18 protein-coding genes are annotated in these 19,923 nt (G+C 69.9%); 4 read left to right on the forward strand and 14 right to left on the reverse strand.

Features of this window, described 5'->3' with window-relative positions; genetic code table 11:
• Positions 1 to 223: 223 nt before the first annotated feature.
• Together ACZ66S_RS32530 and ACZ66S_RS32535 are read right to left on the reverse strand one after the other, a co-directional pair.
• Entirely contained in the window at positions 224 to 1,444 is a 1,221-nt protein-coding gene (locus ACZ66S_RS32530) for a threonine/serine exporter family protein (protein ID WP_469905143.1), read from the reverse strand.
• A gap of 223 nt (positions 1,445 to 1,667) precedes the next feature.
• Positions 1,668 to 2,354 (reverse strand): GNAT family N-acetyltransferase, encoded by a 687-nt coding sequence (locus ACZ66S_RS32535; RefSeq protein WP_469905144.1) that lies wholly within the window; start codon positions 2,352 to 2,354, stop codon positions 1,668 to 1,670.
• Positions 2,355 to 2,485: 131 nt separating this feature from the next.
• Here ACZ66S_RS32535 and ACZ66S_RS32540 point away from each other — a divergent pair, with 131 nt between their 5' ends.
• Together ACZ66S_RS32540 and ACZ66S_RS32545 are read left to right on the forward strand one after the other, a co-directional pair.
• Entirely contained in the window at positions 2,486 to 3,091 is a 606-nt protein-coding gene (locus tag ACZ66S_RS32540; RefSeq protein ID WP_469905145.1) for a TetR/AcrR family transcriptional regulator, read from the forward strand.
• Positions 3,092 to 3,255: 164 nt separating this feature from the next.
• Positions 3,256 to 4,026 carry an SDR family oxidoreductase gene (locus ACZ66S_RS32545; protein WP_469905146.1) on the forward strand — a complete coding sequence of 257 codons (771 nt, stop codon included), beginning with the start codon at positions 3,256 to 3,258 and terminating at the stop codon, positions 4,024 to 4,026.
• A gap of 109 nt (positions 4,027 to 4,135) precedes the next feature.
• Here ACZ66S_RS32545 and ACZ66S_RS32550 read toward each other — a convergent pair whose 3' ends face one another.
• Complete coding sequence (locus tag ACZ66S_RS32550) at positions 4,136 to 5,020, reverse strand: helix-turn-helix transcriptional regulator (protein WP_469905147.1); 885 nt, start codon at positions 5,018 to 5,020, stop codon at positions 4,136 to 4,138.
• Positions 5,021 to 5,208: 188 nt separating this feature from the next.
• Here ACZ66S_RS32550 and ACZ66S_RS32555 point away from each other — a divergent pair, with 188 nt between their 5' ends.
• Positions 5,209 to 6,039, forward strand: coding sequence for an SDR family NAD(P)-dependent oxidoreductase (locus ACZ66S_RS32555; protein WP_469905148.1), 831 nt, complete (start codon positions 5,209 to 5,211; stop codon positions 6,037 to 6,039).
• 101 nt (positions 6,040 to 6,140) lie between these two features.
• On the opposite strand, the gene ACZ66S_RS32560 is transcribed toward ACZ66S_RS32555, so the two are convergent.
• The 6 genes from ACZ66S_RS32560 to ACZ66S_RS32585 form a co-directional block, all read right to left on the reverse strand.
• Positions 6,141 to 6,953 carry an SDR family NAD(P)-dependent oxidoreductase gene (locus tag ACZ66S_RS32560; RefSeq protein ID WP_469905149.1) on the reverse strand — a complete coding sequence of 271 codons (813 nt, stop codon included), beginning with the start codon at positions 6,951 to 6,953 and terminating at the stop codon, positions 6,141 to 6,143.
• A 24-nt stretch (positions 6,954 to 6,977) separates the two neighbouring features.
• Positions 6,978 to 7,583 carry a flavodoxin family protein gene (locus tag ACZ66S_RS32565; protein WP_469905150.1) on the reverse strand — a complete coding sequence of 202 codons (606 nt, stop codon included), beginning with the start codon at positions 7,581 to 7,583 and terminating at the stop codon, positions 6,978 to 6,980.
• 236 nt (positions 7,584 to 7,819) lie between these two features.
• Positions 7,820 to 9,091: a cytochrome P450 gene (locus tag ACZ66S_RS32570; RefSeq protein WP_469905151.1), complete on the reverse strand. Its 1,272-nt coding sequence runs from the start codon at positions 9,089 to 9,091 to the stop codon at positions 7,820 to 7,822.
• 233 nt (positions 9,092 to 9,324) lie between these two features.
• Positions 9,325 to 9,834, reverse strand: a complete 510-nt coding sequence (locus ACZ66S_RS32575) for a hypothetical protein (RefSeq protein ID WP_469905152.1) — start codon at positions 9,832 to 9,834, stop codon at positions 9,325 to 9,327.
• Positions 9,831 to 11,534: a PHP domain-containing protein gene (locus ACZ66S_RS32580; protein WP_469905153.1), complete on the reverse strand. Its 1,704-nt coding sequence runs from the start codon at positions 11,532 to 11,534 to the stop codon at positions 9,831 to 9,833. Before ACZ66S_RS32580 ends, ACZ66S_RS32575 begins: the two co-directional genes overlap by 4 nt.
• A 288-nt stretch (positions 11,535 to 11,822) precedes the next feature.
• Complete coding sequence (locus ACZ66S_RS32585) at positions 11,823 to 12,365, reverse strand: hypothetical protein (RefSeq protein WP_469905154.1); 543 nt, start codon at positions 12,363 to 12,365, stop codon at positions 11,823 to 11,825.
• 312 nt (positions 12,366 to 12,677) lie between these two features.
• Here ACZ66S_RS32585 and ACZ66S_RS32590 point away from each other — a divergent pair, with 312 nt between their 5' ends.
• Positions 12,678 to 13,043, forward strand: coding sequence for a TetR-like C-terminal domain-containing protein (locus ACZ66S_RS32590; RefSeq protein WP_469905155.1), 366 nt, complete (start codon positions 12,678 to 12,680; stop codon positions 13,041 to 13,043).
• Positions 13,044 to 13,116: 73 nt separating this feature from the next.
• Here the strand turns inward: ACZ66S_RS32590 and ACZ66S_RS32595 are convergent, their stop codons facing one another.
• Genes ACZ66S_RS32595 through ACZ66S_RS32615 form a run of 5 tightly spaced genes read right to left on the reverse strand, consistent with a single transcriptional unit; the run spans position 13,117 to position 19,806 of the window.
• Entirely contained in the window at positions 13,117 to 14,088 is a 972-nt protein-coding gene (locus ACZ66S_RS32595; RefSeq protein WP_469905156.1) for an amidohydrolase family protein, read from the reverse strand.
• Complete coding sequence (locus ACZ66S_RS32600) at positions 14,085 to 16,103, reverse strand: acetoacetate--CoA ligase (protein WP_469905157.1); 2,019 nt, start codon at positions 16,101 to 16,103, stop codon at positions 14,085 to 14,087. The genes ACZ66S_RS32595 and ACZ66S_RS32600 overlap by 4 nt, the downstream gene beginning before the upstream one ends.
• Positions 16,100 to 17,725 carry a bifunctional 3-(3-hydroxy-phenyl)propionate/3-hydroxycinnamic acid hydroxylase MhpA gene (gene mhpA, locus ACZ66S_RS32605; RefSeq protein ID WP_469905158.1) on the reverse strand — a complete coding sequence of 542 codons (1,626 nt, stop codon included), beginning with the start codon at positions 17,723 to 17,725 and terminating at the stop codon, positions 16,100 to 16,102. The genes ACZ66S_RS32600 and mhpA overlap by 4 nt, the downstream gene beginning before the upstream one ends.
• A 12-nt stretch (positions 17,726 to 17,737) precedes the next feature.
• Complete coding sequence (locus tag ACZ66S_RS32610) at positions 17,738 to 18,679, reverse strand: fumarylacetoacetate hydrolase family protein (RefSeq protein WP_469905159.1); 942 nt, start codon at positions 18,677 to 18,679, stop codon at positions 17,738 to 17,740.
• Positions 18,676 to 19,806 (reverse strand): VOC family protein, encoded by a 1,131-nt coding sequence (locus ACZ66S_RS32615; RefSeq protein ID WP_469905257.1) that lies wholly within the window; start codon positions 19,804 to 19,806, stop codon positions 18,676 to 18,678. The genes ACZ66S_RS32610 and ACZ66S_RS32615 overlap by 4 nt, the downstream gene beginning before the upstream one ends.
• Positions 19,807 to 19,923: the final 117 nt, after the last annotated feature.

A 19,923-nucleotide genomic window follows, 5' to 3' on the forward strand; every position in this document is an offset into this window, starting at 1 on the left:
CGGCCGGAACCCGGCGACGCCCACACGCTGCCAGCTTCGGCACCCGAGGACCGGGCGGCATCACCGAGCCGCCGGACGGGTGAACGGAGGGCGGCGCTTCCCTGGGTGCGGCCCCTCTGCGGGTGTCCGGCGCTTCAGCGGGTCCGGCCGTTGTTCGCGGGCCGTGGTCGCGGGTAGGGCCGCCTTCCGCTTCCGCGGGTACGGCCGGTTCCGCGGCCGCGTGTCAAGCGGCGCGGGCGAGGTCCGCGGAGCGGGCGCTGAGGGCGCCGCCGGCGACCATGCCCATGGCGATGGCGGTGACGATCGTGATCAGTTTGAGCAGATCGGTGAAGCCCGCGATCACGTAGCCCCCGGCCAGAGTGGTCAGACCGCGCATGCCGAGGGAACCGACCGTGAGGGTGAAGAAGCCCGGCAGCAGCAGCACCAGACGGGGCGGCATACCGGGGCGACGGCCGACGAGATTGGCCACCGCTGCCAGCACGGCCGCCGCGACGAACGTGCCGGCCGTCTCGCCCGCCGCCTTCGTCACCAGCGACTGCACGCCCACCGTCAGGTAGACCAGCACCAGCAGGACCGGCAGCAGGCGCAACGGAACGGCGAAGGCCAGAACGGTACCGAGGGTGAAGACCACCCAGCCGCAGAACAGCGCCCACCTGGGGAGATCCGCCACCGCCGCCACATCGAACAGGCGGCGTGTGGAGGAACCCGTCAACACCAACCCGAGCAGCACTCCCACATAGAGCTGCACCAGCAGGTACGCGGCATACACCAGCCGGATCGCACCGGTCGTCATCAGCCCGGCCCCCAGTTCGGCCGCCGCCGCGCTCAGGTAGTCGCCCGGCACGAAGAAGAACAGCGCCGGCAGCATCAACAGCACCGGGCCGCCGTGCGCGGCATTCCGGGCGAAGACCTCCAGCGCCACCACGGACACCAGCGTGGATGCCACCAGCGGCACGAGCAGCGCCAGCCGCGGCCACCGGTCAGCCGCCACGGCGACTGACGCGGACAGCGCGGCCAGCACGGCGGTGGCGCCGATCTCGTACCACGTGGGCTGCATCAGCGGCGCGAACCCCAGCGCGAACAGCACGATGCCCGTCCACTTCCACCACCACGCGTACGGGGAGGGCTGCTCCTCGATGCGTTGTAGGCGCGACCGGACCGCAGCAGCGGGCAGGCCGCCGCGACCGATCTCCCGCATCAACGGTTTCAAGGCGACCATCTGGTCCAAGCGGAAAACCTCCGGCACCGCCCGCACCGTCACCGTCGTCCCCGCCCCCGAACCCCTCGTGACCGTGACGACCGCCCCGTCAGGGACCACAACCGAGGTGGCCCGATGCCCGTACGCCTCAGCCACGGTGCGAGCGCTCGGCCCGATCACGTGAGCCCCCTCGCCGGAGGACGCCAGGAGAATCCTGACCACCCGGACCACCACGTCCACCACCATGGCGTCCGGAACGCCCCCGCCCTCACCCGTCGTCACTGCTCCGCTGGATCCCACCAGGGCATCCTCACAAGCACACACCGACAAGAACGACAGCCACGCCCAAAAGGCGGGCCCGCCGCATGAGGCGTTCGCGCAGCCAGCGCTGACGAAAGCCCAGCCGGATCCAGGCCTGCGCTGGCTCCACGTGCCTGGGTCCGAGCCCTCCGACGCCGACGCAAGCAGGTCACCCGGGCCGGTAAGAAGACACCAGGAGCGTCCGCCTGGCGGTGAATCCCATGGCTTCGTACAGGCCGGCCGCCGGTGCCCCCTCGACGACGTGCAGGAAGGGCTGCTCCCCCCGCTCACGGATGGAGTCGACGAGTGCCTCCATGAGAGCGCGTGCGAGTCCCCGTCCGCGGTGGGCGGGATCGGTGCACACGGCGCTGATCTCACTCCAGCCGCCCGGCTTCATCCGCTCGCCGGCCATGGCAACGAGGCGACCGTTGTCCCGGACGCCCAGGTAGGTGCCGAGTTCCCGGGTCCGCCGTTCGAACGGACCGGGTTTCGTCAGGGCGGCGAGCCGGACCATGTCGTCGGCGTCGGCGGGGCCGAGGACCTCGACCCGGTACGGCGAGGGCAGCCGATGCCGCCCGGTCCGCACATAGGCACCCGTCATCTGCACGACCGTGAGGCGGCGCACCAGACTCCACTCAGCCGGCACGGCCTCCGGATCCTGGTGCAGCAGGACCGGGCCCCCGCCCGACAACCTCGCCAGGTCCGCCCAGTCCTGAGCGGTGACGTCGTGGGGCACGGCCATGAAGGGCGAGACGTCGGCGGGGTAGCGCAAGGCGCGCCCCTCGGCGAGGGCGAGCGAATGGTGAACCCCCCTCAGGGAGTGATGTACGGGGTTGTCCAGGACGTCCTCGGCCATGGCCGTCGCCTCTCCGGTGCGCGGGATGAGATGCGTCAGTAGGTCAGCGGTGCGGCCGTCCGCATGACTATGACCACAGAGACAGATACTATGTAGCTAGACATACAAAAACAAGGCAGGGAGAGGCGAGGATGGGAAAGCGGACGGATACCAAGGAGAAGATGGTGCAGGCCGCAAAGGAACTGATCAGGCAGCGCGGCTACAACGCCACAGCCTTCGCCGACGTGCTCGCACGCAGCGGGGCGTCCCGGGGCTCGGTCTACTTCCATTTCCCCGGAGGGAAGACGCAGTTGGCCGTCGAGGCGGCCGAGGCTCACGCCTTCGAGCAGGTCGAGATCATCGACCGGGTGGCCGCAGAGGCCACGTCCGTGGCTCAGTTGATCGAACGCTACGTCGATCTGGGCCGCGACGGCATGATCGCGAGCGAGTACGGGCGGGGCTGTGGCGTAGCGCCGCTGATCACCGAAGGCGCCACGCAGGACTCGGCCGAGATCTCCGAAACCGGGCGCCGGGCATTCTCCCAGATGACCGACCGACTGGCCTTCCACTTCGTCGCCCTCGGCGTGGAGCGCGCCGCGGCAAGGGTGCTCGCCGAGGCCGTACTCGCGGGCGTCGAGGGAGCGATGGTCACCTCTCGGGCACTGCGCAGCCCCTCGCCCTGGGAGTCGGTACGGACCGTGCTCATCAGCCACGCGGCCGGCGTGTCGGCGAAGCGCACCAAGCGTTCGCACGACTGAGCCGGGGTCGCCACCTGCACGAGACGACGAGGCTCGGCCAATCGGCCGGTCGGGCCCTTCTCTGAGCGCCTGCCGCTCACGAATTATGTATGTTGACCTACATAGCACTTAGCCAGCGGAACCCCGCCCGGGCCCGCGGCCCGCGGACAGAAGAGGAGACCCCCATGGCTCGCGTACTCATCACCGGCGCGTCCCGCGGTATCGGCAAGGGCACCGCCATAGCGCTGCAACAGCAGGGCCACCAGGTGATCGCCACCGCCCGCGACGTGTCGATGCTCGACGGCCTGCCGGTGGCCCGGAAGGTGCGACTCGACGTCACCGACCAGGCGTCGGTGGACCAGGCGCTGGCGGAGGCCGGCCCGGTCGACGTCCTGCTCAGCAACGCCGGGGCAACCGTCCGGGCACCGATCGAGACCATCCCGCTCGACGCGCTGTCCAACCTGTTCGACCTCAACGTCTTCGGAGCCCTGCGCGTCGCGCAGGCTGTCCTGCCGCAGATGCGGGAGCGCGGGTCAGGACAGTTGATCTTCATGTCCAGCATCCAGGGACGCCTCGTGATCCCGCTGATCGGCGCTTACAGCGCGTCCAAGCACGCCCTGGAGGCCCTCGCCGAGACCCTCGCCGTCGAGACCCGGCCGTTCGGCGTGTCCGTCCACGTCGTGCAGCCGCCCGCGGTGTCCTCCGGGGGCGCCGAGCGCGCCCAGGTCCACCTCGACGACAGCAACCCCTACCGGCCCCTGCTGGACAGGCTCGGCCCGTTCCGCGCGGCGCCCGTCTCCGTCGAGGAGGTCGCCGACGTCGTGGCAACGGCGATCACCGAAGGCGACAAAGCGCCTTTCCGCATCCCCGTCGGCGAGAGCGCGACGAGCATCCTGCGCGCCCGCAAGGCGGCCCCCGACGACGCTCCCTTCCTCGCCGCGCCGCTGGACTGGTAGCCGCGCTCCTCGTCCTTGGTACGGCTTCGACGGCAGCGACGGGCATGCCCCAAAGCGTCCGATCACGCCTGGACAGGAGGGGCGGCGACGAGCAGGAGCCCACCGTCAGCTATCCGCGGTGGTGCAGGCCGTGCTCGGATTCGTGCGGATCCGCTGTGTCCTCGGTCCAGGAGGCGAGCAGGCGCAGGGCCTCGTCGGTGCGGGAGCCGGGGTCGGCGAGGAAGGTGAACAGGGTCTGGTCAGGGTCGTCAGGGAAGGTCAGCGCCTCGGTGCGCAGAGTCAGCTCACCGGCGACCGGATGGTGCAGCACCTTGGTGTCGTGGCTGATGCGGACCACCTTCTGCACCGCCCACCAGCGGCGGAACGGCTCGCTGCGCATGGACAGTTCGCCCACCAGTTCCGCTGTGCGGGTGTCGTCGGGGTGACGGGCGGCGTCCATCCGCAGCGTCCCGACGAACACGGCGGCCACCTGCTCCCAGCTCTGTGCGAACACCGCTCGGGCGGTCTCGTCGAGCATGATCCACCGCACAGCGTTGCGTTCACGGGCCGGCATGGCGTCGAAGTCGGCGAGCAGCAGGCGCGCCATCCGGTTCGTCACCAGTACGTCGGTGCGGCGGCCCAAGACGAACGCGGGAGTGTCCCCGAGCCGGGCAAGGAGCGCGTGCACGCCAGGGCGCACCTTCTGCGGGGTGCGTCTGGCCGGGCTGCGGGGAGCGGAGGGCCGGTGGGCCACGGCGTGCAGGTAGGTGCGCTCAGCGTCGTCCAGGCGCAGCGCCCGGGCCAGGGCGTCGAGCACGGACCGCGACGGGGTGATCGGCCGGCCCTGCTCCAGGCGCGTGTAGTAGTCGACGCTCATCCCCGCCAGGGCCGCCAGCTCCTCCCGGCGCAGCCCCGGCACCCGGCGCGGGGACGTGTCCTCGATGCCCAGTGCACGGGGTTCGAGCGCGGCGCGTCGGGCGCGCAGGAAGTCGGCGAGATTTTCGTTCCGCTCCATAGGGCAAGGATCGCCGCACTGCCTGGCGGGGGCCAGCAGATGGGTGGCCCTCTCAGACCCAGGACGGACGAGATCACCTCCGGTCTCGATGGAGCCGCCTCGGGCCGCTTGGCTTGGTGACGGAGCAAACCGGCTTCGTCACCTGCGATCGGCTCCTCGGTCGCCCACGTCATCAAGGGATATGCGCCATGTCTTCTGCCACCTGGCTCGTCACCGGAGCGACCTCCGGCTTCGGCCGCCTCGTCACCGAACGGGCGCTCTCCACGGGCGCCCACGTGATCGCGGTGGGCCGACGCCGGGACCGCTTGCGGGAGCTTCTCGAGCTCGCTCCGCAGGGAGCTCTGACTGCCGTGGAGCTCGACCTCACCAGCCCCGGCGCCGAGACCGTCCTCACCGACACCGTCCGTGCCGCCGACCGCTTGGACGTCCTGGTCAACAACGCCGGCTACGGCCTGTTCGGAGCCATCGAGGACATCGGTGCCGACGAGGCCCGCGCCGTCCTCGAGACGAACGTCCTGGCCAACCTCACGGTCCTGCGCGCCGCCCTCCCCGCCCTGCGTGCCGCACAGGGCCGCGTCGTGCAGACCTCCTCCCTCATCGGCCAGTTCGCCTGGCCGTCCTCCGGCCTCTACGCGGCGTCCAAGGGCGCGGTCGAGCTGATCAGCGAAGCCCTCGCCCACGAACTGGCACCCACCGGAGTCAAGGTCACCATCATCGAACCCGGCACGTTCGGCACCGAGTTCGGTACCAACCTGCACGTCGTGCCGCCCACCGACGCCTACACGCCCACCGTCGGGAAGTTCCTCACCGACTTCTCGGCGCTGCCGCCCGAGGCCTTCGGTGATCCCCAGGCCGTCGCCGACGCCGTCATGACCGTCGCCGCCCTCGACGAGCCACCCCTGCGCCTGGCCGTCGGCGCAGACGCCGTCGAGTACATCCGCGCCTCTCTCCGTTCCCGTCTGGAGGAGCTGGCGCGCTGGGAGCCGTTGTCCCTCAAGGGTGAGGTGCGGGCGGCCTGACAGAGTTCCGGAGGACTCGTGGCAGTCGTTGCCCGGATGTCCGCTTCAGCGCGGACTGCGGCTCGACGGGAACTGCGTGGCCGTCCGAACGTCGTATCCCGTCAGCCCGTCTCGCCACTGCTGTCGGCTGATCCCGGCTCGGCCATCTTCCGGTGGGCCGCGGCTTTGGCCTTGTCGGGCAGGGCCTTGTTGGCCAGTTCCTGCGCTTTCGTCTTGGCGGAGCCGGCCACGACCTTGTTCTTGCCGGCGAAGAGGGCGTCGAGTCCCTGCCGGGCGACCTGCGCCGGATCGTCCTTGTCCTGCTGGCCGATCTTGGTGTCGTCCATGTCGGCGCGGTGGAAGAAGTCGGTCTCGGTGGGCCCGGGCATCAGCGAGGTCAGGGTGATGCCGGTGTCCTTGAGCTCGTTCTGCAGGGCTTGGACGAAGGACTGCAGAAACGACTTCGACGCGTTGTACACGGCCTGGAAGGAGCCGGGCATGGTCGAGGCGATGGACGAGGTGACCAGGATCCGGCCCTCGTCACGGGCGGTCATGTCGCGCAGCACGCGCTTGGCCAGGTGCACCGTCGACCGGACGTTCAGGTCGATGACTTCCAGCTCGTCGACCAGGTCGATGTCGACGAACGCCCCGCCCCGGCCCACGCCGGCGTTCAGCACCGCGACGTCGAGCGGCCTTCCCACCGCCCGCACCTGCGCCATCAGGTGTTCCGTCTGGTCGTAGTCGCGCAGGTCGGCCTGGACCGCCAGCACCTGCGCGCCCGCGGCCCGGAACTGCTGGGCCGCCTGCTGCAGGCGGGCGTCGTCCTCGGCGTTGATGACGAGGTCCCAGCCCCGCTCGGCCAGTTGCCCGGCCAGTTCGTGGCCGATACCGGAGGAGGCACCGGTGACCAGGGCGAGGGGCTTGTCATGACTCATGCGCGTCTCTTTCGTGTCGGGAGTTCAGGACGGCGGGGCGGGCAGCGGGTTCTGCGCCAGCGCACGGGCGGTGTGGACGAGGTTGGAGGCCATGGCCCGGCCGGTCGATGCCGCCCAGTCGTGGCCGCGGTCGTCGTCGAGGTAGTCGGGCCCAGGGCCGGGGCCGAGGTGCCAGTACGTCCACGCCTGGCCGGGGATGGTGTAGCCGATGTCCACGAGGCCGCCGTTGATCTCACTGATGACGTGATGGGCGCCGTCCTCGTTGCCGGTCACCACCACCCCGGCCACTCGGTTGTAGGCGACGGGGCGCTCCTGGTCGTCGGTCTCGCTGAGCATGGCGTCCATCCGCTCCAGCACGCGCTGCGCCACCGAGGAGGGGCGGCCCAGCCAGGTCGGAGACGCGATCACCAGAATCTGCGCCGCCAACAGCTTCTCGTGCACATCAGGCCAGTCGTCGCCCTCGCCCATGTCGGTCTGCACCCCGGGCTTGAGGTTCAGGTCGACCGCCCGTACGACGTCCACCTCCACCCCGTGTCCTTGCAGTGCCGTGATGACCGTGGCGGCCAGCGCCTCGGTGTTGGAGGGCTGGGGAGACGGCTTGAGAGTGCAGTTGATCACCAGTGCGCGCATACGGAACACCTTCCCTGTCGTTCAAGGCCGCCGGGGCGGGCCACGCGGCCGGTTCACTCCCCCGCATCAATTCCTGGCGTGTGTGGAGAACGGCCTCCTCGGCCGCCTTCGCTGCGGCCGAGCCCGTGTGACGGTGGCCCAGCTCTGTTTCGGGGCTCACCCGTTCGGTCCCGGTGCCTCGCAGCAGGCAGACGGAGGAATCCACCGCCCTCGCCGCAGGTGGAGCCCGCCCGTCCTCACGATGTTGTCGGCACCGGGCCGGGTGCCGGCGCCGGCACCTTTACGGCGTCCATGACGAAGCCGCTGCGCACGCGGGCCGGCATGCGGTTCAACGGGATCCGCAGGTCCTGGACCGGCACGTCGTACTCCAGTCGGGCCAGCCGTGGCACGAGCGCGCGCAGCAACGCGATGGTGACGTCCTCACCCGGGCAGCGGTGACCGGCCTCGCGGTCGCTGCCGCCCTGCGGGATCAGCTCGTCGCGCTCGGGCGGCCGCTTCAGGAAGCGGCGCGGGGCGAAGGCGTACGGATCGTCCCAGAGGTCCGGGTCGTGGTTCTGCCCGTAGATGTCGAGCAGGACGAGTGTGCCGGGGCGGATCGGTTCACCCCGCCAGTCCAGATCGGTGACGGCCCGACCCCCGACGAAGGGTGCGAAGGGGTAGAAGCGCCGCAGCTCGTGGGCGAACGCCACGGCGAAGGCGGGGTCGTCGCCCAGCAGCCGTTCCCTCATCTCCGGCCTGCGGTGCAGCGCGTGCCCCGCGTAGGTGACGAACCAGCACACCGCGACCGTCGGGCGGATCACATTCAGCAGCTCGACGGCCGCCGTGTGCGGGTCGAGGAGCCGGCCATCGGCGTCCCGGTGGTGGACGATCCCCTCCAGGACCGACCCCGCCGGCACGGCGGCCGTCCCCGCCCGCACGTCTTCGACCAGGCGTCCCAGCCATGTCTCGCAGCGGACCCGGGCCCGACGGGCCCGCCAGTGCCGCGGTCCCGGTGTGGCGAAGCCGTCGACCATGGCGACCAGGTCCCGGGCCGGCGGACCGGCATCCTCGACGACGATTCCGGCCCACTGGCACACGCCACGGGTGAGCACACGGCTCGCCTCGTCGAACAGCACGATCCGGCGGCCGGACCAGGACTCCGCCGCCTCGTCCCACACGGCGGCAACGCGGTCCACCAGGCCGGCGACCGCCTCCGCCCCGGTCAGCAGGGACAGGAACAGCTCCTTGCGCACACGGTGGTCCGCACCGTCCAGGGTGTGCACGGCTCCGTGCCCGAACAGCTTGCTCAGGACGGGGCCGGGCAGCGCCGTCCGGCGTTCGACGTGCTTCTCGTCGTAGAAGAACCGCACCGCCTCAGGCCCGTGCAGTACGACGGCCTCCTGGCCCATGAGCCGGGTGCGCACCAGCGGAGCGGTGGTGCTGCGCCTCCGGTCGGGCAGCCACGCGTACCCCTTGGCCAAGAGGGCGAGGGAGCTGTCGGCGATCGGTGGACGACGACTGACATTCATGGCGCGGCGAGTGCCCGCCGACCCCGCGCGAAAACGCGGTCACACGGCGGCGGGTCACGGCAGCGGGTCATGGCTTTGCCGCCGCATCGCGTTTCCCCGGGGCGGCGACTGGTGCGACGGCCGCTGGCTCTCGGCGCACCTGTGGCCCCGCTGCACGCCGGCTTTCCGTGGCCTGCGAGCTCCCCCACAGCAGGAAGACGTCGTGGCAGGTTGCAACCAGCCCCGGGGCGGGATCAGTGGTCGGCGCAGCACGGTGTCGGGTCCGGGACCTCGAAGGGGACCAGGGTGCCGCCGACAGCGGGCATGGCGGCCAGCACGAGTGCGCCGTCCTGCCACTGGGGCCGTACGTGGTCCCTCGTGACCATCGATATGTGCGGGTCGGGTCGCCCGGACGTGCCGAGGACCGTCACCCGGTCGATCGCGGAGCGGGCGAGCAGCTCCGCGATCGTCAGGGTGCCGGTGAGGGACGCGACGCCGGGATAGATCACGGCACGGCCGACCGCGTCCGGCAGACCGTCGGACACCTCGTGCCCGCGGGCCGTCAGCCGCTCCCGGGCGGTACGCGGGAGCGGTGACGGCAGGGCGAGGGACACGGCCACCCGCGGCCGGTCCCCGCGCACGAGATGCGTACAGCCGAACGTCCCCTCGGGCAGGGCGAGTTCGGCCGCCAGCGCGTGGAGCAGGTGATCGGCCGCGCGCAGGTCGCGGACCCCCGCGTCCACGGCGAGGACGTACGGGGTCACGAGGGCAGGACCCACACCGGGTTGGAGTAGAACCACAGGTCGCGCCACGGGTCGGCGTCACCGACGACGTCAATGGCGGGACCCGCCGGATCGACCGCCGCGCCCATCGGGCCGACCCCGGACCGGTTGCCGTCGGTGCCGCGCAGTCGGACGTACAACGGCCGGTCCACACGGCCGAGTTCGTACGTCAGGCGGACCGTGCCGGCCGTCTTGCCGATGTCGTACGACTTCACGACCCTGGCCGTCGGAGCGGCGAACGTGTCCCGGTCGGAGACCGGACCGGTCACATCGCCCTGGACGACGTCCACGCGGGCCAACTTGGGTGTGAAGCCAGCCCAGTTGGGACCGCCGGCGAGGGCCACGTCGACGCCGAGCGTGACGGCCGCCCCCTTCTTGACGTGCAGGGCGCCGCCGAGCGTGGCCCAGCGGCCGCCGCCCGAGACCCGGACGTCGAGGCCGCTGATCAGTTGGCCGTGGTCGACCCAGACGCGGCCGGCGCGGATGCCGTCCATGACGGCGGCGTACGAGAAGCCATCCGCGCCGACGTGCGTACGGCTGTACTGGCCGGGCCAGTAGTCGCCCTGGGTGATGTCGATCCGGCCGCCGTAGACCGGGTCCTGGTAGCGGCCGTCGGTGTCGAAGTCGCCGGGACCTCGCGTCGCGGTGTCCGCGTACACCTGGTGGGAGTCGGAGTTGGCGGTGATCCACCACGGCTTGCCCTCGGCGAGGAGGCTGTCCCACAGGCCGCCGACGGTGGCGGTCATCCAGTCGAAGCCGCCCCAGGTGCGGTAGCTCTCCGGCGGGTAGCCCGCGAAGGAGTTGGCGCCGGGGTTGTTGTCGTAGATGCCGCGGGCGCGGGCCATGCCGAGCGGGGCGGGCAGACCGGCGGCCTGGTGGCCGGGCGCGCCCTCGAAGCCGACCGCGATCTGGTGCCCAGGGTCGGTCGCATCACGCCAGGCGCGGATCTCGTGCGGGGAGTCGACACCGCGTCGCGCCGGGTGGTTGGCGAGCATCAGCGCGTCCTTGACCTTGCGGCGGCGAACCTGTTCGCCGAGGAAGGCGAGCCCGGCGACGGCGAGGGCCTCGTTGGCGGGCGTCGAGTCGGAGGCGCCCTTCACGCTGCCGTCGTAGTCGGTCTCGAACTGCTTGAGGACCGACACCTCGTGCTTGCCGGGGTGCACGAAGACGGTGCCGTGCTCGGCGCCCGGGATGTTCCACTCCAGCCCCTGGAAGACGAGGGTGTCCTCGTACGCGTCCCGGGCCGCCCTGATGTCCGGGTTGACCTTGTCCACACCGATCCTGGCATGCGTGACGCTGCCGTGGTCGGTGATGACCAGCCAGTCCATGCCGTGCCGGGCGCCCTGCCTGACCTGGTCGACGACGCGGTACTTGCCGTCGCTGCTGTACTGCGTGTGGATGTGGTGGTCACCGGCCAGCCACAGGAAGCCGCTCGTGCGACGGCCGTTGGTCGCGGCCAGGGCCGGCGCGGCCGCCGTCGGGCCGAGGACGCTCGCGGCGGTCAGCCCCGCCCCCAGTAGTCCGGCGCGCCTCAACAGCGAGCGCCGCGACTGCTGTTCGGGGGTGAGGGCCTCGTCGGGGACCGTGGTGTCGAAGGCGGCGGGCAGGGGGGCGGTGGGCGTGTGCCCGTGCTCGTGCTCGTGCTCGTGGCCGTGTCTGTGGTGGTGATGCCCGTGCCCCATGAACGCCTCCCGGATACCGCTGCCCTCTACGGCACCTCTGCGCCGCCTGTGGAGGATCGAGGCGAGACATGAACTCCGAACGACCTGAGGGTGATCGGCGCCTGACCTGGGCACGGCGGCTCATTGTGGGAGGCGGGGCGGGAGACAGACGGTGGGCGTGAGGGGGCGATGACGCAGCCAGCAGGGGTTATGTCGCGGAGCCCCCTCCTCCGCGCGTGTCGGATGCTGCACAGCGGGCCTTCTCCGAACTTGGCGGTCGCATGCAGCGTTCGCCGTCCGGGCCGTGACTCATGGCAGGCGCTTGCGCACTTCGGTCCAGGAGTTGAGCTGGTCCTTCGTCGGTCCTGTCGGGATGAAGTCCAGCAGTCGGTCCATATGGGCCGTCAAGTTCTTGTGTCGGCGCAGTTCGCCGATCCGCTCGGTAGGAAGGTCATGCCAGTTTGCGGACAGCGCTCTGGCCTGGCCAGGGTCGAGGGTGAGTGCTGCCAGCGTGTCGGCGGCGAGTGTTTCGGGGTTCCAGTCTCGGTCGGTGCCGGGGCCGAGGTGTTCGATGATCCAGGTGCGGAGTGCGAAGTTCTGGCTGCTCTTCCGGGCGTCATTCCAGGGGTTGCCGCCGGAAAGCCGTTCGTTGGCCTTCAAGGACAGCTTGGCCCAACGCAGCCGGAGAGTTCGCGGCTCATCGGTTCGGTAGGCATGGGATTGGGCGACGACTCTGATTTGCTCCAGTTGTTGGCCCTGTTGGCCTTGTTGGGAGATCGTGAAGGCCTCGAGGCGATCGATCGTCCAGGTGGTGAGGTCTCGGATCGGCTGGTCGTGGTCAATGTCGCTCAACGTTCCTCATTTCGAACGGTCGTTAGGCCGAGGTCGACGGTAGTAATGCCGGAGATTCTCTGGTCGATCTGCCCGAACCTGTTCTCGGCGCCGGCCAGGCTGAACTCCAGGCGCATCGACACGGCTCCTGGTCACACGGCATACGCACCCCGCCCCGCAAGCGGGTCTACCCGTGACCGTCGTACGTACCCAAGTCCTGGGTGTCTTCGGCTCCATCGTTCGTCGACCGTCCGAGGAAGTGGGCATGCATCGGGCCGAACCGAATGTGTGGAGCGCCCTGTTCGTCGGGTTGGAAGCGGTGTCCCGGATCCGGTGACGGCGCTCCACGAAACCTGCGTCGCCTACATCACGTTCGGGCTGCGCCATCCCTCCCAGTACCGTCTGGTGATGGACGGCGAGGCAACCGAGGCCAGCCGCCAGAACGGGGATGCGTGTTTCCGCTACTTCAGCGACAAGGTCGCAGCCTGTCACGCAGCAGGGGTACCGGTGGAGAGCACCACCGAAACCGCCAGACTGCTCTGCGCCGGCGTGCACGGCGCGGTCTGCCTCCTGATCCATCAGGAACGTGACGTCTGGCCCCCGGACACCGCTCACTATGTCACCCGGGCGGCGGCCGCAGCCGTACAAGGCGCCCTTCTCACCGCATCCGACGGGTCTCTCCCTCCATGGCCTCCGTGATGCGGTCAGGTTGAACCGGCTTCGACGACGCGTTGGAGCATGTCCTTGCAGATGCGTGCAGTCACGCACCCGGTCAGTAGGGCTTCGCCAGCCGAGGGAAGAGCGTCAGGGCGGTGTTCCTCTGCATGGCGTGCTGCTGCTCACACGTGAGCGTCCGGTCGCCCTTCAGGGCTTCCGCGAGCCCCTGGACCACCCAGTCCGGTGTGTACGGGTAGTCACTGCCGTACAGAAGGTGGTCTGCGTCGGTCAGCGTCAGAAGAGTGGGCAGCAACCGGGGCAGGGGAAAACCGGCCAGGTCGTAGTAAAGCCGCCGCAAGGCTCCCAGCACATCCGCCGGCGGGTCGTTGAGGGCGAGCGAGAAGGCGGAGAGGCGGTCGGCGAGCGCGGCCAGCGCGCCTCCCGCGTGCGGGACGATGAAGCGGACGGCCGGATACCTGTCGAGGCTGCCGTTGAGGATCAGATTGGTGACCGCGCGTGTGGTCTCGAAGGGGAACTCCAGCATCGGCCGCGGCAGGTTCAGGCTGGTTGCTTCCCAGTGCTGCGGGGAGACGGGGTGGAGCAGGACGACAGCGGCCCGCCGGTTCAGTTCGGCCATCAGCGGCTCGAAGCAGGGGTTGCCGAGGTAGTGGCCGCCGTAGTGCGTCTGGAGCATGACGCCGTCGACGCCCAGGACGTCGTAGGCGTACTCCAGTTCTGCCAGGGCACCGTGCAGGTCGGGAAGCGGGAGGGAGGCGAGGATCCCGAAACGGTGCGGGTGGGCACGCACGATGTCCGCGCCCTCCTCGTTGACCGCGCGTGCCATGGCGCGGGCGGCACGGTCGTCACCGAAGTGGATGCCCGGCGAGGACACGGACAGTACGGCGGCTGTGACCCCGGTGCCATCCATGAGGTCCAGGGCGGCCGCAGGAGTCCATTCGGGAATCCCCGGCATGCCGTCCGGCGTGCTGTGTCCGGCCGCTTCAAGAGCGGACCGCAGAGGGCGGGTGAGGAAGTGCGCATGGACGTCGACGGCGTCCGCCAACGGCGTCCCGCGGTCCGGGCTCACCTCGCCTTCCGATCCGTCGAAGGAGCCACGAGCCCGGCGGTGTCGCGGCGAGTGGCGCCTAGTGCGACGAAGAAGTCGATCAGGCTGGGGTCGTCAACGGCCGCCCCGTCCACGACCTGAGTCGCCGCGGCTCCTTGCAGAATGCGTTTGACGGGAACCTCCAGCTTCTTGCCGGTGCGGGTGTGCGGAATGCCCGGCACCGAGAAGATCTCGTCGGGAACATGGCGGGGCGAGACACCGGTCCGGATGGCGTTGTCGATCTTCTCTCGCAATGCTTCGTCCAGTTCGGTGTCCGACGCCAGCACCACGAACAGCGGCATCCAGTAACCGCCTTCTGGTTCTTCGGCGCCGATGACGAGGGCTTCGATGACCTCGGGCAGGCGTTCCACCACGTCGTGGATGTCGGAACTGCCCAGGCGCACACCATGGCGGTTCAGGGTGGAGTCGGATCGACCGTGCACGATCACCGATCCATGGGACGTCAGGGTGATCCAGTCGCCGTGTCGCCAGACGCCGGGATAGGTGGAGAAGTACGCCTCCCGGTAGCGGCTGCCGTCGGGGTCGTTCCAGAAGTACAACGGCATCGACGGCATGGGCAGGGTGACGACGAGCTCGCCGACCTCGTCGACGACCGGAAGGCCTTGGGCGTCGTAGGCGGCCAGGGCCACCCCGAGTGCCGGAGCCGACAGTTCACCGGCCCAGACGGGAGTGGTCGGCGCACTGCCGGCGAAGCCCGAGACAACGTCGGTACCGCCGGAGATGGAGGCCAACTGGACCTCGGAACCCACGTGATCGCGGACCCACGAGTAACTGGAGGCCGGCAGGGTGGAGCCGGTGCAGCCGATGGCGCGGATAGCCGACAGGTCGTGCACGGACGGATCGATGCCGAACTTCGCCATGGCCCGCAGGTACTGGGGGCTGGTGCCGAAGACGGTGACGCGGTGCTCGGCGGCGAGTCGCCACAGCAGGTCGGGATTCGACAGGGGTGCCGGGCTGCCGTCATAGGTGCAGGTGGTGGCGCCGGTCAGCAACGTGGAGGCGACCATGTTCCACATCATCCAGTGCGTGGTCGTATACCAGAGCAGGCGATCGCCAGGGCCGAGGTCGGAGTGCAGCCCGAGGGTCTTGAGATGTTCGAGGAGGACGCCGCCGTGGCCGTGCACGATGCCTTTGGGCAGGCCGGTGGTACCGGAGGAGAACACAACCCAGAGCGGGTGGTCGAACGGCACCGGTACGCAGGTCAGTCGTTCGGTGCGGCCGGCCGCGTCCTCCCACGGGACGGTGAGGCCGGGGAGGACCTCCGCTCTGGGCGGGAGCCCGACGTGATCGACCGTCAGCACGGCCTTCAGGGTGGGCAATGACGAGGCAAGGTCCGCCGTGGCACCGCGGCGGTCATGGACAGTGCCGTTGAAGCGGTATCCGTCGGCAGCGATCAGAACGGCCGGCTCCAGTTGGGCGAAGCGGTCGGCCGCTGCCTTGGGCGCGTAGTCCTGGCCGCACACCGACCAGACGGCGCCCAGGGCGGCGACCGCGAGGAAGGAGACGATGGCGTGCGGGGTGTTCGGCAGGTAGCCCACGACCCGGTCCCCCGGCTCGACGCCCAGGTCGCGGAGGGTGGCGGCGACGGAGGCGACCTGAGCCTGCACCAGTGCGCCTGACATCTCGTAGCCGACACCCGCCTCGTCGAGGGCGATGATGGCCGGCTCGTCGGTGCGCAGATGACGCAGGGCGTGGTGTGTGTAGTTGAGGAAGGCGCCCGGGAACCATCTGGCCCCGGGCATCGCTGCGTGGTCCAGCACCTGCTCGTAAGGGGCGTCCGACTCGACCGCGAAGTACTCCCATACGGCTTCCCAGAAGCCCTCGATGTCCGTCACGGACCACTGGTGCAACGCGGCGTAGTCCGACACATCGGCACCGTGGCGGTGAGCTGTCCGGCGCGCGAAGTCCGCGATACGACTCCGGGCGGCGGCGTCCGCGTCCGGGGTCCAGAAGGGACGTGGCTGCTGGTCGGTCATAGGGCGAGGCTCCTTGTCGCTGAGGTGGGGTGCAATCGGTCGTTGTCGGCGGTGCGCCGACCCGAGCGCAGCAGAGGCGCCCACTCTGCGGCGTTCGTGAAGCCGCCGCGGCCCGTGGGGACGGTGTCCATCACCACACGGTCGGGGCGCAGCAGCACGGCGTCGGCGCGGCCCCTCCGCAACCAGGCGGCGATGGTCCCCTCGTCCTGGAGACGATCGGTGCGCAGGACCCGGGCGCCAAGGGCTTCGGCAAGCGCGGCGGCCGACGGCGCGAGCGGTGTGTGACTCAGCACGGCGAAGGAGTCACCGAGCACCACGTCCAAGGGGGCACGGCGGCCATCTACGGTCACTTCGGGCTGAGGACAGTAGGTGCCCCCCAACCTGCTTCTGCTGATCAGCGGTCCGGGACGCAGCGCAGGACTGAGGTCGCGTTCGGCACGGCCGGTCAGGCCCGGAACGCGGCACAAGGCGGCCACCGCCGAACGGCGCAGCGCCGCGGCTCGGTCCTGGCCGCCCGTCATGGCCCATCCCGTCACCACCGCGAGGCGGATCAAGTGCCGTGCGTGGCTCTTGCGTTCGCTCTCATAGGTGTCCAGGATCCGTTCGTCGGCGCCTTCGTGCAGCACCCGGGCGAGCTTCCAGGTGAGGTTGCGGGCGTCGCGCATGCCCGCACACAGCCCTTGGCCGATGAACGGCGGCGTCAGGTGGGCGGCGTCGCCGAGCAGGAAGACACGGCCCTTGCGCCAGCGATCGGCCAAGCGGGCTCGGAATGTGTACTGCGCCGTGCGGATGACGTCGAAGTCGTCTGCGGGAGAGGTCCTCAGCCACGGTGCGACGAGGCGCCGGATGTTCGCCTCGTCCAGTTCCTCGCCGTCGTGTGCCCGGAACTCCCAGCGATAGCGGTTCTCCCCGACGCGCATGAACGTGGCGGGTTGGTGCGGGTCACAGACCTGGTCGACGCCCTCCCAGCAGGCGACGGTGGCCGTGGTACGGACGTCGATGACGTGCCAGCGTTCCTCGAAGCGCAGGTCTTCCCACGTGGCGCCGATCGCCTCTCGGGCCAGGCTGCCCGCGCCGTCGCAGCCGAGGACGGTGTCGGCCCACAACTCCTCCGGCGGACCGTCACCACGGCGGAAGGTGACGCGGACCGGGCCGTCGCCGGCATCCGGGTGGACCGCCGTCACCTCCACCCCCGTGCGCAGCTCGATCAGTTCGCGTCCCGGGGTGCGGGTGAGCGCGTTGCGCAGCACTTCCTCCAGCTCCGGCTGGTTGAACATGCTGGTCTGCGGGAACCCGTGGTGACCATGCGCTGAGCGGGGGAACTCGGCGAATACGCGGTGCCGGGCGTCGAGCAGGCGCAGCCCCCTCGCCGGCCGGGCGATCGAGGCGAACTCCTCGTACACGCCCACGGCCTGCAGGATGCGGCACACCTCGTCGTCGGCGGCCACGGCGCGCGGCAACGGGTAGATGCCGGGGTGCCGCTCCAGGAGGAGGCTGCGCACTCCCTGCCGGGCGAGCAGGAGGGCGGCGGTCACACCCACAGGTCCGGCTCCGATGATCAGAACAGGCACGTGCGTCTTCGACGGAGCCGAGCGCTGCTGTCCTCGGTGTGTCACAGTCATGTGCAGCCTGCCTCACTGTGTCGCATCGGCGACGGGATTGTGCTGTTCGCCCAGGTCGATGCGGCCGTCCGGGGTGGCGATGGTGGCGCTGACCAGGTCACCCGCACTCAAGTAGCGAGGGTTGCGCCCCTGGCTCCTGAAGAACGTCTTCCACTTCAAGCCGGGAGGCAGCAGCGCCCCGAACTTCTCCACCGGCCTGGGCGGGGCCTTCAGCGCCGTACCGCCCGGTGTTCCCGTCAGGAGCAGGTCACCGGGGTCGAGGGTCTGGAAGCGGGCCAGCAGTGTGAGTGCCTGAGCGGGGCGGACGATCATGTCGGCGAGGGTGCGGTCCTGCCGGAGTTCCTGGTTCACCGAGAGCTGGAGACGGAGGTTGAGAAGGTGCGCGAAATCGTCCCGGTCGAGCAGGGCCAGGAAGGGGCCGGTCGGCGCGAAGCCCAGGTAGGACTTGCTCTCGTAGAACTGTGTCTTGGTGAGCTGCACGTCGCGGGCGCTGACGTCGTTGGTGATGACGAGGCCCGCGATGTAGTCCGGCAGGTCCTGTTCCTCGACCGTGGTGCCCAGCGGGAGGCGCGCGCCCATCACCAGGCCGAGTTCGATCTCGTAGTCGAGCAGCCGCACATGAGCCGGGCGCACGATGGGGTCCGTGGGTCCGCTGAGGGAGCCGGACGCCTTCCGGAAGAAGGTGGGCGGGATCTCGCCGGTGAAACCCGAGTCCCGGGCGTGGCTGCGGTAGTTGACCATTTGCGCCACGACCCGGCATGGGGCGGTGACCGGGCTGAGCGCGGTCAGCTCGGTGACGGGCGTGCCTGGTTCGGTGGAGGCGGCGGCTGCCTGGACCGAGGTCCGGTCGGCGAGCAGCTCGGCGGTAGTGGCGGCCTTGGTTTCGATCCGGACGGCTCGCGGACCGCGTACGGTCCACCAGCCGTCGGACGTACGCAAGATGTTGGTGCTCATATGCTCATCGCTTTCACCAAGCCCAGCAGTCGGGCGGGGTCGAGTTCGTTCTCGCTGCGGACAGCGGCGAGGATTTCCCGCAGCTTCCTGGGCGAAGGGTTGATGCCGAGGAAGTCCCGGGTCACAGGCGGCCCCCACTGGGCGAGACCGCTGGCCGACATGGGGGCCCAGCCCGGCTCGACGTCGCACGAGAACAGGTCACCATCGGCGAAGTGCTCCAGCATGAGACGGTCGGGGTCGCGCCAGTAGTCGAAGAGCTGGCTGCCCTGGACGTGGCGGCCGATGCCCCAACTGCGTTGGTAGCCGCGCTCCGCCAGGTATTCACCGCCCACCGCGATCGCGTCGAGGTCGGTGACCTGATAGGCGGAGTGCACGTACCCGGTTCCCGGACCGAGGTGCATGGCCAGGGTGTGGTGGTCGGCCGGCATGCTGCCTCGGTCGCAGCGGATGAACGCCATGGTCGGGCCCCTCTGGCGTTGCCCGTCCAGGAAGAGGAAGTCCGAGACGATCATCCCCAGGGTGTCGAGGTACCAGTCCAGCGAGCGGGCGAACACAGGTGTCTCCAGCACCACGTGTCCGAGCCTCTGAATGCGCGCGGGTTCGCGCGGCGGTCGCTGAGCGGCGTTCCTACGAGGGTTGTCCGAGCCGGTGTTCAGCGTGAGCGGGCGCTGTCCGGGCAGGGCGGGCAAGGGGTCGGCGCAGTCGACCACGCGTACCGGGAACCCGGACGGGTCGAGGAGACTGACTGCTCGGCAGGTACCTGGCATGTCCGTACGGCGCACACTCGTGCCGGTGACTCGGGCCAGCCGCTCAAGATCGGCACTTTCGGCGGCTCGGAAGGCCGGGCCGATGAAGCGGGACGCCCGGCCCCTTCGTATCACCATGCAGGGAGCGCCGGTGAACGTGCCGCGTAGCCACAGCGCGTCCTTGGTGCGTTGTGCGACACCGAAGCCGAAGTCCCGGGCGAACACCTCCGCCCGGTCGAGGTCGGGCTTCTCGAACTCGAGCCAGGCGAGGTCCGCCACCTTGATCACGGGGTTACCGGACCGGCCAGGGTGCTCGCCGCGCAGTGCACCTTGCTCGCTGTGTAGGCCCTGATGGGCCGTTCTCAGATCTGTCCCCGGCATTGCGGCACTCAGGGGTGCGGACATGGCGCCCTCCCTCCAGACAGGCATTACTGATGAAATCATCAGCTACGACTCTACAGCTTCAGCGATCGATGCATCTAGATTGATGAAACAATC

The organism is Streptomyces sp. NPDC107471 (assembly GCF_055582845.1).